General features: G+C 36.8%; 17 protein-coding genes and 4 pseudogenes. 9 read left to right on the top strand and 12 right to left on the bottom strand.

Annotated features, from left to right (window positions below; genetic code table 11):
* Positions 1 to 2: 2 nt before the first annotated feature.
* From H5R88_RS05745 to H5R88_RS05730, 4 genes are read right to left on the bottom strand one after another with little or no spacing between them, the layout of a single operon-like run.
* Positions 3 to 458, bottom strand: coding sequence for a PPC domain-containing DNA-binding protein (locus H5R88_RS05745; protein WP_182600482.1), 456 nt, complete (start codon positions 456 to 458; stop codon positions 3 to 5).
* Between the two features lie 16 nt (positions 459 to 474).
* Positions 475 to 1,008 (bottom strand): flavodoxin family protein, encoded by a 534-nt coding sequence (locus H5R88_RS05740; protein WP_182600481.1) that lies wholly within the window; start codon positions 1,006 to 1,008, stop codon positions 475 to 477.
* 13 nt (positions 1,009 to 1,021) lie between these two features.
* On the bottom strand, positions 1,022 to 3,226 hold the full coding sequence (locus tag H5R88_RS05735; RefSeq protein WP_182600480.1) for a glycoside hydrolase family 3 C-terminal domain-containing protein: 2,205 nt from the start codon (positions 3,224 to 3,226) through the stop codon (positions 1,022 to 1,024).
* Positions 3,227 to 3,242: 16 nt separating this feature from the next.
* Complete coding sequence (locus tag H5R88_RS05730; RefSeq protein ID WP_182600479.1) at positions 3,243 to 4,160, bottom strand: alpha/beta hydrolase; 918 nt, start codon at positions 4,158 to 4,160, stop codon at positions 3,243 to 3,245.
* A gap of 147 nt (positions 4,161 to 4,307) precedes the next feature.
* Between H5R88_RS05730 and H5R88_RS05725 the strand changes: the two genes are divergently transcribed.
* From H5R88_RS05725 to H5R88_RS09890, 3 genes and pseudogenes are all read left to right on the top strand, one after another.
* Positions 4,308 to 4,703, top strand: a complete 396-nt coding sequence (locus H5R88_RS05725) for a winged helix-turn-helix transcriptional regulator (RefSeq protein WP_182600478.1) — start codon at positions 4,308 to 4,310, stop codon at positions 4,701 to 4,703.
* Positions 4,704 to 4,708: 5 nt separating this feature from the next.
* Positions 4,709 to 5,428, top strand: coding sequence for an alpha/beta hydrolase (locus H5R88_RS05720; protein WP_182600477.1), 720 nt, complete (start codon positions 4,709 to 4,711; stop codon positions 5,426 to 5,428).
* A gap of 162 nt (positions 5,429 to 5,590) precedes the next feature.
* Positions 5,591 to 5,728: pseudogene (locus H5R88_RS09890) on the top strand (ISL3 family transposase); the annotation flags it as partial.
* On the opposite strand, the pseudogene H5R88_RS05715 reads toward H5R88_RS09890, so the two are convergent.
* Positions 5,715 to 6,216: pseudogene (locus tag H5R88_RS05715) on the bottom strand (ROK family protein); the annotation flags it as partial. The pseudogenes H5R88_RS09890 and H5R88_RS05715 overlap by 14 nt on opposite strands.
* Between H5R88_RS05715 and H5R88_RS09855 the strand changes: the two are divergent.
* Positions 6,188 to 6,447: pseudogene (locus tag H5R88_RS09855) on the top strand (transposase); the annotation flags it as partial. The pseudogenes H5R88_RS05715 and H5R88_RS09855 sit on opposite strands and share 29 nt — an antisense overlap.
* Positions 6,448 to 6,635: 188 nt before the next feature.
* Here H5R88_RS09855 and H5R88_RS05705 read toward each other — a convergent pair.
* The 6 genes and pseudogenes from H5R88_RS05705 to H5R88_RS05685 form a co-directional block, all read right to left on the bottom strand.
* Positions 6,636 to 7,505, bottom strand: coding sequence for an alpha/beta hydrolase (locus tag H5R88_RS05705; protein WP_231824871.1), 870 nt, complete (start codon positions 7,503 to 7,505; stop codon positions 6,636 to 6,638).
* Between the two features lie 16 nt (positions 7,506 to 7,521).
* The gene (locus H5R88_RS05700) at positions 7,522 to 8,238 is read right to left on the bottom strand and encodes an SDR family NAD(P)-dependent oxidoreductase (protein WP_182600475.1); all 717 of its coding nucleotides are present in this window, start codon (positions 8,236 to 8,238) and stop codon (positions 7,522 to 7,524) included.
* A gap of 388 nt (positions 8,239 to 8,626) precedes the next feature.
* Positions 8,627 to 9,286 carry a ferric reductase-like transmembrane domain-containing protein gene (locus tag H5R88_RS05695; protein WP_182600474.1) on the bottom strand — a complete coding sequence of 220 codons (660 nt, stop codon included), beginning with the start codon at positions 9,284 to 9,286 and terminating at the stop codon, positions 8,627 to 8,629.
* A 172-nt stretch (positions 9,287 to 9,458) separates the two neighbouring features.
* Positions 9,459 to 9,722 (bottom strand): annotated as a pseudogene (locus tag H5R88_RS09675) (flavodoxin); the annotation flags it as partial.
* Positions 9,723 to 9,734: 12 nt separating this feature from the next.
* Positions 9,735 to 10,160, bottom strand: a complete 426-nt coding sequence (locus tag H5R88_RS09670) for an NADPH-dependent FMN reductase family protein (RefSeq protein ID WP_231824869.1) — start codon at positions 10,158 to 10,160, stop codon at positions 9,735 to 9,737.
* Between the two features lie 188 nt (positions 10,161 to 10,348).
* Positions 10,349 to 11,224 carry a LysR family transcriptional regulator gene (locus H5R88_RS05685; RefSeq protein WP_182600473.1) on the bottom strand — a complete coding sequence of 292 codons (876 nt, stop codon included), beginning with the start codon at positions 11,222 to 11,224 and terminating at the stop codon, positions 10,349 to 10,351.
* Between the two features lie 144 nt (positions 11,225 to 11,368).
* Between H5R88_RS05685 and H5R88_RS05680 the strand changes: the two genes are divergently transcribed.
* Positions 11,369 to 11,869: a DapH/DapD/GlmU-related protein gene (locus tag H5R88_RS05680; RefSeq protein WP_182600472.1), complete on the top strand. Its 501-nt coding sequence runs from the start codon at positions 11,369 to 11,371 to the stop codon at positions 11,867 to 11,869.
* Between the two features lie 165 nt (positions 11,870 to 12,034).
* Here H5R88_RS05680 and H5R88_RS05675 read toward each other — a convergent pair whose 3' ends face one another.
* On the bottom strand, positions 12,035 to 13,180 hold the full coding sequence (locus H5R88_RS05675; RefSeq protein ID WP_182600471.1) for an MFS transporter: 1,146 nt from the start codon (positions 13,178 to 13,180) through the stop codon (positions 12,035 to 12,037).
* Between the two features lie 311 nt (positions 13,181 to 13,491).
* On the opposite strand from H5R88_RS05675, the gene H5R88_RS05670 reads away from it, so the two are divergent.
* Genes H5R88_RS05670 through H5R88_RS05655 form a run of 4 tightly spaced genes read left to right on the top strand, consistent with a single transcriptional unit; the run spans position 13,492 to position 15,463 of the window.
* Positions 13,492 to 13,851 (top strand): cyclophilin-like fold protein, encoded by a 360-nt coding sequence (locus H5R88_RS05670; RefSeq protein WP_182600470.1) that lies wholly within the window; start codon positions 13,492 to 13,494, stop codon positions 13,849 to 13,851.
* A gap of 5 nt (positions 13,852 to 13,856) precedes the next feature.
* A complete protein-coding gene (locus H5R88_RS05665; RefSeq protein WP_182600469.1) occupies positions 13,857 to 14,405 on the top strand; it encodes an NAD(P)H-dependent oxidoreductase in 549 nt (182 codons plus the stop codon).
* A gap of 5 nt (positions 14,406 to 14,410) precedes the next feature.
* Positions 14,411 to 14,710: a YciI family protein gene (locus H5R88_RS05660; protein ID WP_182600468.1), complete on the top strand. Its 300-nt coding sequence runs from the start codon at positions 14,411 to 14,413 to the stop codon at positions 14,708 to 14,710.
* 24 nt (positions 14,711 to 14,734) lie between these two features.
* On the top strand, positions 14,735 to 15,463 hold the full coding sequence (locus tag H5R88_RS05655) for a dihydrofolate reductase family protein (RefSeq protein ID WP_182600467.1): 729 nt from the start codon (positions 14,735 to 14,737) through the stop codon (positions 15,461 to 15,463).
* The last annotated feature ends 53 nt before the right edge of the window (positions 15,464 to 15,516 follow it).

Below are 15,516 nucleotides of genomic sequence, written 5' to 3'. Positions count from 1 at the left end.
AATTATCTATCTTCTTCAAAATGCCAGACATCTATACCAACGTTAGGGTCAAATTGCTTAGATATCTCACCACCTATTACAGGTTCAATGACAATTTCACCAGTATACATAATTCGGGATGATTTTAAATCGCCACCAAAATACTGAATAGTATTAGTTTTAGCATCAAGATATGAAAACATCCCATGAGCATGAATATTTAATTTAGTATGATCAGCATTGTGCGTTACATTTCCCATTAAGCTAATCATTTCTAACATTCCTTCTTTAGTATGAAGTAAAAAATCTTGTTTTTCTGGAAGATAAGTACCGATTACGACTTTGTCACAAGCACCAATTCCAGAAAAAGTTGCTGAACTAATTTTTTGTTCTTGGCAGGTTTGAAGTACGCTCTTTAATACTTCATCGCCTTTATCTAAACGAAGATATATCTTATCACCAAATTTTTTACTTTTCATTTTCTATTCTCCTATCTTATCTAATCGGTTCACCTAAATGACGTCCAAGCTTATATGCTTGTTCAATATAGTCATGACGTTTTAACAAATCCACATTATCAGACCATTGAGCCGTAATGTAGCCCGCATCAACCCACTTCATATAGTGAAGAATCGCATGATAATGACCAACTAAATTGTCAAATCGGAAACTATCACCCCAAGCAGTGGCAAGTAAAACTCCATACTTATTGCCCATTAGGCCATAATCATCTTCATAAAAGCGATCAACGGCTGCCTTCATTTGGGCGCTCATACCGAAGTAATAAAGTGGTGTAGCAAAGACTACTGCATCAGTTTCTTCTAATAAACGCAGATAATATTGAGTATTTTTATCTCCTGGAATTGCACGATTATTAGCATCAACATGCATTGGAGTAATTGGATTCTTTGCGGCATCATAAACCGTAACTTCATGCCCCGCTTCTTGTGCGCCTTTAACAAAAGCTTCTGCTAAAGTAGTTGAAGTACCTGGACGTCGTGTACTACCTAAAATTACTAATACTTTCATTAAATTTTTCTCCTTAATTAGCTTCTGCAATAAAATCCTTTACCATTTTTTCAGGAATATTTACCATTCCTAGTGCACGTAATGGCATATTAGCAAAAATAGCTTCATTTTCTGGATTTAGCATTTTTTCTAGTTCACTTCCTAGACCAGATGTCTGTAATGCTTTTTTAACTACTGGATCTTTACTATTAATAACTTCATTAATATAAGTATCGCGATTAATTTTAACTGTCGGAGTTGTACCAATTGTTAAAGTAAATTTATCCTTAAGTCTAATGTCAGCAACAGAAGATCCGACAAAAATTTCATAGCTACCATTATCAATTTGCCAACTATTATTTTCAGTATTGTACCAAGCAAAATCTCGTCGAGTTAAAAAAAGCGGCACCTTTTTACTTTCTCCTGGCTCAAGGTTAACTTTAGTGAATGCCCTTAATTCTTTCTTTGGTTTTTCAATAAAACTAGTCTTATTTCCTACATATAGCTGTGCTACTTCTTTACCTGACCTTTGCCCTACATTCTTAATCTCAAAATTGACTTCAACCCTATTTTCTTTTTCAGTAATTTGTAAATCACTATACTCAAACTTGGTATAACTTAATCCATGTCCAAATGGGAAACGTACGGGAATACCTTTAGAATCATAATAACGATAGCCGACAAAAATTCCTTCATGATAATTTTCTTCTTTTTTGCTGGCATCAAAGGTTAAGTAGGTTGGATTATCAGCTAACTTAATTGGAAAAGTTTCGGATAATTTTCCTGACGGATTAACTTTACCAGTTAAGATATCCCACGTAGCCTCACCTACTGCTTCACCAGCTAAATAAGTTTCTACAATTGCTGGTACTCGATTAGCCCAAGGGATTTCAACAACTGAACCATTTTCTAAAACTACTACCACATTTGGATTAACCTTAATAATTTCAGTTAACAGATGATTTTGATTTTTTGGCAAAGCAATTGACTTCTTATCAAAACCTTCTGTTTCCATTTCTTCTGGAAAACCAGCAAAGAAAACTATTTGATCATTTTCTTTTGCTAAGTTAACGGCCTTGCTTTCCAGTTCAGTGTCTACCTTATCAGTAGTTAAGTCATAGCCAGGAGCATATTTAGTATTTTCAGGGGCGGCTTCAAGAGGTGTAACTAAATGGTGAGCATTAACATGAGAGCTACCGCCACCTTCATAGCGAGGCTTTTGTGCTAATTCCCCAATAATAGCAATCGATTTTTCAGTATTAAGTGGAAGTTGCTGATTTTCATTTTTTAAAAGAATAATACTTTCATCTGCTAATTTACGAGCAAATTCATGTTGTTGATCCTTATCATAATTTACTTTTTCAGCATGATTTTTACCCCATTTTTCAACTATCTTTAATATGCGTAACACAGAGCGATTTAAAGTAGCTTCGTCTAATTGACCTTCCTTAACTGCAGTCACAATTTCATCAACTGAAGCTTGCCCTTTACCAGGCATTTCTAAATCTAAGCCGGCTTTTAATGCCGCTACATGATCAGCTACTGCGCCCCAATCAGACATTACAAAGCCCTCAAAACCCCATTCATTGCGAAGAATATCAGTTAAAAGATGTTGATTTTGGGAATTAAGTACTCCATTTAAACGATTATAAGAACACATAATTGTAGCGGGTTGTGCCTCAGTAACAATTCTTTCAAATTGAGAAAGATATATTTCACGTAAGGTACGTTCATCAATATTTGAAGATGAAGTAAAGCGTTGGTCTTCACGATTATTAGCCGCAAAGTGTTTTACACTTACTCCAACTCCTTTACTTTGAACGCCCTTTACGTAGGCAACTCCCATTTTTCCAGTTAACAAGGGGTCTTCAGAAAAGTATTCAAAATTTCGCCCTGCCAAAGGACTACGTTTAATATTTACTCCCGGTCCTAATAACACACCAACATTTTCTGCACTTGCTGCTATTCCCAGATTTTCTCCTAATTTAAACAGCATCTTTTCATCAAAAGAACTTGCTGTTAAAGCTGAACTTGGGAAACAAACTGCATCAACACTCGCATTAATTCCTAACGCATCAGCACCATCGGCCTGCTTTCTTAAACCTGATGGTCCATCAGTCATCATCATTGATTTAACTCCAGGAACACTAGCAGTAAACCAGAAATCCTTTCCTGTAACTAGTTCTGCACGCTCTTTAAGAGTTAATTCTTTTACAAAATCAAGATCTATTTTTACCATTTGAATCACCTCATAATTAATCTGCTGAAAAGAAAGTAGCCCTTTGACTTTTATGAGGAGCTAACCACTCAATAAAGAGATCAAACCACTTACTTACCTGAAAATTAACTTGTTTTTGATCATTACCTGTTCTTAAGTCAGCCAACGAGAGACCATGACCACCCTCATTAAAAATATGAGCTTCAAACGGAACATTTTTATTAAATAGAGCCTGCTCAAAATCAATCGTTCCCTGAACATTAATAATTTCGTCTTTTACAGTTTGCCATAAAAATGTCGGTGGTGTAAAAGTACTAATATGTTTTATAGGATTTACTTTATCCAATTGTTCTTCTGCCGGATCAACTGTTCCGAATAAAGCATGACGAGCATAACTCATAATCTCTGGCATTTTAGTATAACGTGAATTACCCTTATCTGATAAATCATATGCGCCATAACCTAACATTAAATGTGTTGGGCGATACAATTCTTTAGACTTACCAACTAACTTTTCTAACCATTCTTCTTGCCAATACACACCTAACTGTGCAGCAATATTAGCTCCCGCCGAAAAACCACCGACACAAATATAATTTTCATTAACTCCCCAATCAGTCGCATGTTCTTTGAGATAGCTAACCGCTTGAGCAACCTCAACTAAAGAATTCGGAAATAGACTTGCTGGTTTTTTTGGAAGCTGGGCACTACTTTTACCTAAGTATTTATCTGCTCCATCAGTTGCATAATGGACTACTACCACATTAAAGCCTTCATCCAAAAAACGTAAAGTGACTGCCTCATCTTCACGAAAAGAGGTCATCATAAAAGCTCCACCGGGACAAATAACCATAGTTGGAAATTTACGTTGCGGATCAACTTCTTCACTACGTTCTTGAAGATAATATTTGGCATAAGCACCATGGTTACCGATATTTTTTTTGAAGTACTTCATTAATGTTACCTCCCAAAACTACAAACTATTTTATTGAAATGACTGAAAATACACACAGTTATTATAATTATTATGCTTGTATAAAGTAAGTAGTTACTTTGAAGTATAATAGTAACCAAAAAGTATAAATTAAAAGTGGTGAAGAGTTTGACGAATAATTTTCATATGGGTACTAACTATCTCTTAAAAGTAATTACGGGAAAATGGAAAGTTTCTATTATTTGTGCATTGGGACTGAGAGATTATCGTTATCTAGAATTACTTAAATACGAAAATGACGTTAATCATACTAAGATTTCTAAAAAAGTATTAACCGAACAGCTTAATCAATTGGAAGAAGATGGAATTATCACTAAAAAAAGTTATGGTACTATACCTCCTAAAGTGGTCTATTCTCTAACTACAATTGGTCAGGAACTTGCCAAAAACCTAACTAATCTAAATTTTCTAGGTGAAAAATTAGCTCAAGTTAACCAAGCAAATATCAGTTTTGATATCAATGCCCAACAGGTTAAGAATCTACATAAGGAAGAACAGGATTAAAAATAATGAAAAAGGCCAAAAAAGTTATAATTGTCATCATCAGTATCATTGTGATCTTACTAGTAGCAGCAGCGGGATGGCTTCATTTTTCAACTTATCATCCCTCATCTGCAGCTCAAAAAGTAGCCCAAACTGCTAGTCAAACTAATAAAGCGACAGTTTTTAAAGCACGGCATAATAAGATGACGGTCATTTTTTATACTGGTGCGTTAGTTGAACCAGATTCATATTCAATCTGGGCCAAACAAGTGGCAGATGCAGGCTATCCAGTTAAAATCGTTCACTTTCCCTTAAATCTTGCTTTCTTTAATGTTAATGCAGCTGATAAACTAGCAGGAAAAAATAAAAATTATGTTGTTGGTGGTCACTCTCTCGGTGGAGCAATGGCTAGTCGTTATGGCCATGGTAGTCATAATAAATATCTGCGTGGTATTTTCTTACTTGGTGCTTACGCAGATGAAAAAGGACGTTTAGATAAAACTAATTTAGCTGTGCTTTCTATTACCGCTAGTCATGATAAAGTCCTAAATTGGCAAAAATACCAAATAAATAAAAAATATCAGCCAAAAAATACTAGCTACCAAACAATTAAAGGCGGTAATCATGGTAATTTTGGCTCTTATGGTCATCAAAAAGGTGATGGACACGCTACTATTTCTAATGCCAATCAACAAAAACAAGTGGCTAGCTTGTTAATTAATTGGCTTAATAAAGTTAGTAAATAAAAAAGCATTCTGAAATTTTGGCTCTATACTTTTTCCTGTTGATGGAATATCTTATGGTATTCTGTTGACAGGATTTTTTGATATAAAAATAGAGTCCACAGCCTCTCTTTGACTTAAAATCCTTTTTCGACCAATTCAATTAAGTTTCTTAGGAGTTATGCTATGTCCTCTTTTAATGGTTGTATTAAATTTTCTCTTGATATTAAAGATAAAAATATTATTTTTCTTGATTTCTTTACTAAATTTATTAATAGTAAAGCTCATAAAGTTTATCTGGCTAAGCTGCTTTTACCATCTTGCCGGCTGAACATGAACTATCTATATAAGCATTCATATCTTGTAAGCCAGCACTTTAATTGGATCCAACTAAGTTCATCAGCCTGAAAATTACGCCCATGTAGTACCCGATTATCAATTAAGATACCACCACCAACACCATTTCCAAGTGTTAATACTGCAGCAGTATTTACTTCATGCAGTTCCCCTAACCACTGTTCGCATAATGCAGCAACTTTACCATCATTTTCTGCTCCTACGGGTACGTGATATTTGTTACCTAAAGTTTTTTCTAAGTTTAAGCCATCCAAAAATGGTAAGGCCCCACCAAAATGAATAATTTTCTTCTTGGTATCAATTTTTCCAGGAGCACAGACTGCAATTCCTTCAAATTTTCCTTGATACTTATCAGCAATGACATACATTGAATTCAAAAATTCACCTATATTTTCGGTTTTTATTGAGGTACCTCCTTGATTACCAAAAACAAATACAGAAATGGATACAACCATTCAAACCTTACGTCATAATATAAAATTTATCTTAAATAGCGCTAAGTTTGACTACTCTAACGGGCCCGTTAGAAGGTATCAATCGCAAAATCAAAACGCTAAAACGAACTTGTTATGGTTTCGCCAATCAAAAATTTTTCTTTTTAAGAATTGATTGTATTTTTTTTCGTAAAAAAATACCCCCTACATTTTCGTAGAAAGTATTTTCAGTCAACCATACCAGTTGACTGATATCCATCGTGGAAATATATCCCGAAGGTGAGAAAAATGTAAATCGCAATACAGCTGCGAAACTTCCTACCAGAATAATTGGAAACATGACGCGCAAAGTATGACGCAAAATGTAAGCAATCTTGCTTCGATATACTCTAGCTGTGAGCTGGACTAAATGATCCATTGCCAGCACCCTCTTAACTTAATTATTTCTCCCACAAGAAACTAATTAGTTCCCTATTCACTTGCTGATTATTGTGCAACTTACTGTGTTGGGCATTCTTACCCTTAATCTCAACTTCACGATAAGATTTAGCGCGATTACTTACCAAATATTTAAGTGACTTAGCCGAATTGACAGGAACCGCTGAATCCGAATGGCTGCCATTCGCAAGGTCACCATAAATATTTAAGACCCGCGTATTTGTTGGGAAGTCCTGCTGTAAGCCGAGTAAAGCCTTATAAGTTGGATCTTCCCAATTAGGTTGACCATTTTGATCAATTTTCGCCTTTTGTGCTTTCTTTTGTTGCATTAAACCATTGTAATGACCGGCAATTGCAACTAAGTGGTTAATCTTAGGTAAGTTCTTATTATTGATGTTATCGTTGATATAGTAGATTATCTCTAAGTTCCCCATTGAATGACCAACCAAATTAATTGTGTCATAATGGTGTTGCTTTTCTAAGGCTTGTACGACATTCTTCACGTAATGAGCACCATGATGATAACCGCTAGTCCAATTACCATCTGCACCGTATCCGGCTAGCTTATTATCTTCTAAGTTAACCTCAACTATTGGATTAACTGCATTAGATGGAACAGTACGACTGAAAGTTACTTTTCCATTCCGGCTAACATTTGCCCGAACAACTGTCCTAGTTACTCCAGCGTTCCGGGCAGCGTTAGCCATTTTTTCTTCCGCATGGGAGCTGCTTCCCCAACCATGAACAAAGATGGTTGGTACATCAGATTGAACATAATTTGTTGCTGCCGATACGTGATGGAAGCTTGTAATGCCAATAAAGCCGACGATTACTACTACACTTGTTATTAATAATTTAAAACTCTTTTTCAAAATACTCATCTCTTTTCTATAACTTAAAACCAGTTAGTTGATACAACGAGTTTACTAGTTTATCTTGCAAAATAGTTGAATCGACTCTTTGATCATAGTTCTGAATTCTCTGGTGGTAATAATAGTTTCCCGTTACAATATTGTCCCTGGCTTCAGTTAACCATACCTGAGTTTCATACCCATCCATTAAGCTATCAGGCGCTGCTTGGCCCCCCATTCGTGTTGGTACCCAACCAGGATCAACCGCACTTACCTTTACATGTGGATAGAGTCTTGCCACTTTTTTCATTAGTAACAGAATCGCTAGTTTAGATCCTGAATAGCTTAGATCATTCGCAATTTCCCCAATATTTAACTTCGCATCCATGTGCATATTAGATGCAATATAGATAAGTTGTTTTGGCTTATGAATTAAGCTAGTTAAAACATATGGTGCTAGTACATTTACGCGAAAAGTTAGATTAGAATTGGCTGTATAAACTCCAGCATTATGAATGATCGTAGAGAATTCACCCAAGTCATTAATTTCTTTAGCAACTTTTTGCAGCCCATCAAGATGACTCAGATCACCAATCAATACATCCTTTGCCTGAGAGCATTCCTCCAGGGCGTTCTTTGCTCGTTCAGCGTTACGAGCGTGTAAGTAGACCTCATAGCCATCCTTAATCAATTCTTTAGCAGCGAGCATTCCTAAACCAGTACTTGAGCCAGTGATAAATACTTTTTCATTCAAGGTAATTCACCTACTTTTTCCTTTCTTACAATTACTACTTTAAGGAAGAAAGAATTAAAAGTTAAATACCCATTTTTTGTAGTGATTCATAATAAAAATGCATAATTCTATATCGTAATTAAATATTAGTCATATTATTAATTGAAGAATATACTTTTAACTGAATTAAACATGAAAGGAGCAGTTTATAAATGAAATCTGCTGTATTTGCTGAAAAAGGCTCAATGAAATTAGTCGACGTTGATAAGCCAACCATTCAAAAAGCCTGACGACGTTATCATTAGGGGGCAATTCCTGTACTTAATGCATACATGACAAGTAGTCCTTCCAAATGAACCAGCGTACCAATCTCTACTTTATCAATTTTTTCGGTGTAATCCCCTAATTTTTAAATCAAGAAATTAATGTGCTCTTGATTTACTGGCGAGGCAATAGAGAAAGGGTGAGATTCTTTTGGTATACTTTTACTATTAAAGGATAAGAAGTAAAAATCACCTGCATTATAAGTGTTTACATCTTGATTCAACTTAACCGTTATCTTTTGAATTGTCGGCGTTAATGATTTATTTTCAACGACTATTCCTGTCTTTCGTTCATTACCGATAATTTTCTGATAAGTATACACTCCAATGAACACAATCGTATAAATATCAAATACGAGTGCAAAGTATGGGACGCTAGCCCAACGAGGAATGACATGAACATGTAACCAGATCAATCCGATTACGACGAAATTAAGCCGGTGAATCCAGATATTTAACTGATGGTTAAATACATGCTCTAGTCTCTTCTTCAACCGATAAAACACCCGCGATCCTTCGGTTAACCAACCGGATAAAAAGAGGATAGCAAATAGCAAAACAATAATTGCCAAGTACCAGGCCCCATTCCCAGTATTTCTAATAATTGGGTGGAAAGTTGTTGAGCTAAATTTATGAATAGTTGCTGCCAAAAGCGCAAGCACACCTGCGATTCCGTGAATCATATATAAGCCAGGCATTCCGATCCGATTAACTAACGGGTGGCAAGGAATACGCTCCCCAGCCACAAGACATAAGCAACAATTCCAAAATCATAGACTGCCAAATGGTCAAGACTATCAATCATTCCAGTGTTAAGTAGATAAATTAACGGTGAAGGCAATACTACGAGTAAAACAAATCATAGTATTAATTCATAACCCTTGCGTTTTATCATGAAAAAGCCAACTTTCTGTTTAATTAATAGCCTAACCTACTAAGCCACTTATCTACTCGCGGTTGGATACTGCTTGGGTTATCATGAACTGCATTCCCCTCGGCGGTAAATCCTTTACGAACCCTAGCGTGTGGATATGCCTTATGTAAAACTTCAGTGGTGTTACCAAGCCCAGATTCTTCAGAGGTTGTGAACGGAATAACAGTCTTACCATTTAAGTCAACGTTGTCCATAAAGGTCCGGACAATCATCGGGTATTCGCCCCACCAGATTGGCGCACCGATGAAGACCGTATCGTACTATTTTACATTAGGAATGGCATTTTTAATCGCCGGGCGGGCGTTTTCCTGCTGCTCTTCCTGACCTAAATCATTAGTCGCTTCGTTCCCAGACGGGTATGTTTTTTTCGGAACAATTTCATAAGTATCACCATTGGTGTGCTGCTGGATAAAGCCCGCCACTCGTGCTGTGTTTCCAACCTTAAGCATTCCTCCTGCAACACCCTTGCGCCTTGAGAAATATACAATCAAAATCTTATAATTGGTTCCGCTCATTGTTACCTTACCGCCAGTCTTGACCTTCGTCTTAACAGTTTTTGTTGCACTAGCAGAACTAGAATTGGAAGCGGCCTGTTGACTTTGGTGTTGTTGGTGGCCATTAAAGCCAATAACCGCGCTAACCACGACTATAATGACGATAATGAAGCCAATAACTCTTTTGTACATATTTTTCCTCACTTTCGACTAAATATTAAATCAGTCGCTAATGTTATAGCTCTAATTTAATTGTTCGAAGTATAAGGTATTCTATATATAATGTTAAATATTTATTCTCTATCTAAAAATATGCAAAAAATTATACGTTGACTAAAATAAGGAATTCGCCTAGCCACACTAGCCAGCGAATTCCTTATTTACTTAGTAGTTTTAACTTTTTTCTGGATTTTATCGATAAACAAACGACTCAGATTAGATAACTGGTGATCTCGATTCCAAATCAAGGTGTTAAGATCAGTGACCTCTGGATAAAGTGGACAGAAGACAAGCGAATCATCTTGAACTAGATTCTCATACGTTAGTGCAAAGCAGGAACCTGTTTTTACTAATAATGTAGCATTATTGATCAAATTGTAGTGTCCCACAAAGGTCAGCTGATTAACTAATGATCCTGCCCACTCCCGAAAGGCATCACCATTATTAGTCTCATATGACGTAATCAATGCGTGGCCAATAAGATCTTCGGGAGCAATTACATCTTTTTGAGCTAGTGGCTCATCTTTACGTAACAAAATCCCCCAGCGGTTCTTTTGGGGAAGTACTAGTGAATTATAATTTTGTAAATTATGAGTACCCATAACTACCCCAAATTCAATCAAGCCACTCTCCAAACGCTTTTCAATACTATTAGCATTCCCACTGACAAGATTGACTTGTACTTCAGGATGTTCCTGTAAAATATCGTTGATGGTCTCCATTACAATCTTCATCGCAGGACTTTCCCCTCCACCAATATCAAGTGTTCCACTGATAACGTCCCGGGACTGTAGACTGTATTCGGTGGTGTTCACCATCGCTACAATGTCCTGAGCACGTTCATATAAATAGTACCCTTCCTGAGTAAGCTTAATCTGACGGTGGCCACGCTCAAACAATGTTACTCCTAATTCCATCTCCAAATCCATGATCTGCCGTGATAAAGCTGGCTGTGATATGTGTAACCTCTTCGCTGCTGAAGAGATATTGCCATCCTTGACAATTGCAATAAAGTAACGAAGTACCCGAAGCTCCATGATGTCCTCCATATTTTTTTGTTATATTTAATCATTTGATATGAGTATTTAACATTATTCTAGTCCCTTGCTAGAATAAATTCAATTAGATAAATACAAGTAGGAGGTAATATTATCACTGCGCTCAATCTTAATTATGATGATATGCAACACGTCCAAAAGTTAGTTGCACAAAATCAGCTCTTATTGCAAAAGTTAAATAATGGAACGGCTGACCAACAAGAGATTCGTAAGCAGCTTTCAGTAATTACCAATCAACGAATTGACTCTTCTGTCGAAGTGCGACTCCCGTTCTACACAGATTTTGGTCGTAACATTCATCTTGGTAAGAATATCTTTATCAATAGTGGTGTGATGATGACTGATCTTGGTGGTGTTTACATCGGTAATAATGTCTTGATTGGCCCAAAGGTAACAATCGCCACTGTCAATCATCCACTGAACCCACAAGATCGTCATCACGTTGATCTAAAGCCAGTTTATATTCGCCAGAATGCCTGGATAGGTGCCAACGCCGTAATTGTTCCTGGGATTACCATTAGTGAAAATGCTGTTGTTGCTGCCGGATCAGTAGTAACACACAACGTTCCAAAAGACACCATGGTTGCCGGTGTTCCCGCAAGGATTACCAAGCTTCTTAAATGACTCCAAAAATGAGCTAAGTAAATTTGCTTAGCTCATTTTTACATGGTATTAAATCCTCTGAGACTATGTATAAACATGGTTCTATTCTTAGAGTAATAAAAAAGTTCAGAGCGATTATTTTCGCTCTGAACTTTTTTATTTCTTATAGGTTCCCTCAAACTATCCTTAGGCAACCTTTCTTTGAATAAGCAACATAACGTAACTAAGAACGATAAAGACTAATGATCCAAGTAGAGTAAAACTAGTGTTAAAGGTATTCAAGAGCGCTCCGCAGACGGCCGTTCCAATGGTTGTACCTAAATTAGTTGAAGTCAGGAAAAGACCATTGGCAAAATCTGGCGCCTTGGGAGCTGCAGAATTAATCAGGTACTGGTTAATATTAGCGATTAGCCCGGCCAGTACACCGACAATAAAGATCAGTACAGCGGCTAAAATTGAAATCCTTCCTGTAAAGAACAACACTAAGTAACTGATGAATGTAATTACTGGCACAACCATTACAGTCTTAACAGGCTTGATGCTCAAAGTATTCCCCGCAATGATGTTACCAACAATATTGGCCACCCCATATACCAGCAACAGCGTGCTGACAATGTTAGTTGAGAATTGGCTTACTGAACTCAAAAAGTCCGACATATAGCTATAAAAGCCGAAGACAGCGGCGTTCAACCCAATTACTGAGGCAATTGCCAAAATCATCACTGGACTCTTAAGGACACTTAGTTGACTTCCGTAACTAGTAGTTTCGATTACCGGCATTGAAGGAACAACAAAGATCGTGAACAGGAAGACCAAAATATTGATTACGGCAAAGAATGACATGGCGGCAGCAAACGAGAAGTTATTAGCAATGAAACTAGTAACTGGTACCCCTAAAACCATTCCGGCAGAAACACCAACGAAAACTTTGGCAACCGCTTGTTGAGCATGTGCCTCTTCGACTGCTTGTGCGGCCATCGTAAAGGCCATTGAAACATAAACCGGTTGGAAAAATGCTGGGATGATCCGGGCAATCATTAATATAGTGAAGCTATGCGTAAAGATTGAAACAACGTTACTGATACAGAAGATTCCTAATGATAGCATCATGGCTGTCTTCCGATTAACGTTTGAGAAAAGCAGTGGCATTGTTGGACCAGCGATAGCCACCCCTAAGGCAAAACCACTTACTAAGAATCCGGCTGTTGAAACTGATACATTAAATACTTTGGCAATTAATGGAAGAATACCGATAATTCCCATTTCAGTGTTAATAATGCCAAATACACCAATTGTTAAAATCAAAATTAAAAAGCTGCTCTTGTTTTTCATTATGTCTGTCCTTTCGTCTGAAATTAAATTTCAAATATTTTCTGAAACTTAGATTATCATCAAAAACTATAAATATAAAATATTTATATCTAATCAAAAAATATGTTTTAAAGTTATATATAAATCAAATGCATGCTTTTATATATAAAATGTATATTAGACATAGTCATAGTAACTAGTTACTATTGGTAAGTGAGCAGGAGGTGATTCTTATCTTTAAGAATTTTCATTTGATAGTTGCTATCATTCTTGGATTAATGCTTATCCCAGGAATAGCTAGCGCAAATAAAAAAGAAGGAGCAACACATCATATGAATAATGAAATTGTCCTTTCATATAATGGAAAAAACTATCAAGTAACAACTGAAAATAACGCAACTGTTAAAGCATTATCTTCCCGTCTCCCATTGACAATGAAGATGAATGAGTTGAATGGTAACGAACGTTTTCATAATTTATCTAAACGTCTGCCTTCGAATGATAAGGCCGTTAAGAATATCAAGAAGGGCGACATTATGCTATACGACTCTAACTGCATCGTCCTTTTCTACAAAGACTTCAAGACCAGTTACAGTTACACCCGAATTGGTCACGTTAATAACTTCTCGTCTGTAGCAAACAAGCTCGGTAAGGGAAATGTCACAATTACACTCAAAAATAAAGGAGAATAACCTCAATGAAAACCACTATTTTCTTATTTCACCCTGACTATAAAGACTCAAGAGTAAACAAGGCGCTCGCTTCTGGAGCCAAGAATGCCGGAATTACTGTTCGTAACCTTTATGATCTTTACCCGGACGGTGAGATTAATGTAAATAAAGAACAAGCAGTACTAGAAAGTACCGATCGAATTGTTCTGCAATTCCCAATGTACTGGTATAGCAGCCCGGCTCTTCTCAAGGAATGGGAAGACAAGGTATTTGAACACGGTTGGGCTTATGGTTCTACCGGTGACAAGCTCCATGGGAAGGAATTAATGCTCGCAGTTTCACCGGGTGCCCCTACTTCTGCATACCACCACGATGGTAAAAATTACACCGTTACGGAATTACTACGGCCTTTCCAGGCTACTAGTTCTATGATTGGGACTAAATACCTGAAGCCCTTCATTACTGTCGGTGCTACTTCAATTAGCGACGCTGATCTTGCTAATCAAGTAACCAACTATGTTAAGTACTTAGAAGAAGAAAACATTCCTAAATTAGGAACATATGAGGAGGAATAGTTGAAATGTTTTTAGTAGATATTCGAATTAAAAGCAACCAGCTTTCTGATGATGAAAAAAACACTTTAATGAAAAAGCACCAGGAATGGTTTAAGAATTATGTGGTAAAAGGAACCTTCTTGATGGTGGGGCCATCAAAGACATACCAAGATGCAGGAATTATCCTTGTGGGTTTAAGTGATCGAAAGTATTTAGACAAGATTTTAAGCGAAGATCCTTTTTACCCTGATAAGGCCGAATACCACATCAATGAATTCACGCCGATGAAGATTTTGGACTCTATTACTGATTACGAAGGCAAATAAGTTAAGGAAGGAGCGCTCTAATCAATGGCAAGGCCACGCATAACGTTACACATTTATTCATCACTCGATGGTCGAATCACTGGTAAATTTGGTAAAAGTAAACAGGCTAAATTTTCATCTGACCTGTTTAAGCAAATTGGATTCAATGATAATTCTGCAAACAGTTTTCATTTCGATGGATGGATTTATGGAAAAAATTCCTCCATTGATGGTTTCAATAATCATGAGGCACCAGACTTCCAAGAGCATGCTCCTGTCCCAGCGGGCGACTTCATTACCGGTCTCGGTGCCAAACGTTACTACATATCCATAGACCCACGTGGCGAAATTGGTTGGCAAAAGAAGACCGAAAGTTATGGCGGTCAGGACGCCGTTATTATTGAAATATTATCTGAACAGACTTCAGACGACTACAAAGATTTCCTTCGTAGAAACGGAATTCCTTACCTAATTGCTGGACAAAAGGAAATCGCCTTTCCCCTAATGCTAGAAAAGTTATCCAGATGTTATGGCCTAAAGAACCTTTTGCTTGGTGGCGGTGGAATTCTCAATTGGAGTTTCTTAACTCAAGGATTAGTAGACGAAATCAGTATTGTCATGGCTCCAGTTGTTGATGGTGCCACTAATACCGCTCGATTATTCAATTCTGTCTATATGAATAATTCTCAACCAATTGCCTTCAAGCCCAGGAAGATTCATACATATGATGATGGAACGCTATGGTTACGCTATACGCCAATAAAGCCAGATTAATCACGTAGTCTAACTATTTACCCCTAAAGAAAAAGAATGCGAATTATAATTTC

The organism is Limosilactobacillus agrestis (assembly GCF_014145585.1).
GTDB lineage: Bacteria > Bacillota > Bacilli > Lactobacillales > Lactobacillaceae > Limosilactobacillus > Limosilactobacillus agrestis.
The sequence above is the reverse complement of the archived record's forward strand: the minus strand, read 5'-3'. Positions and strand labels throughout refer to the sequence as shown.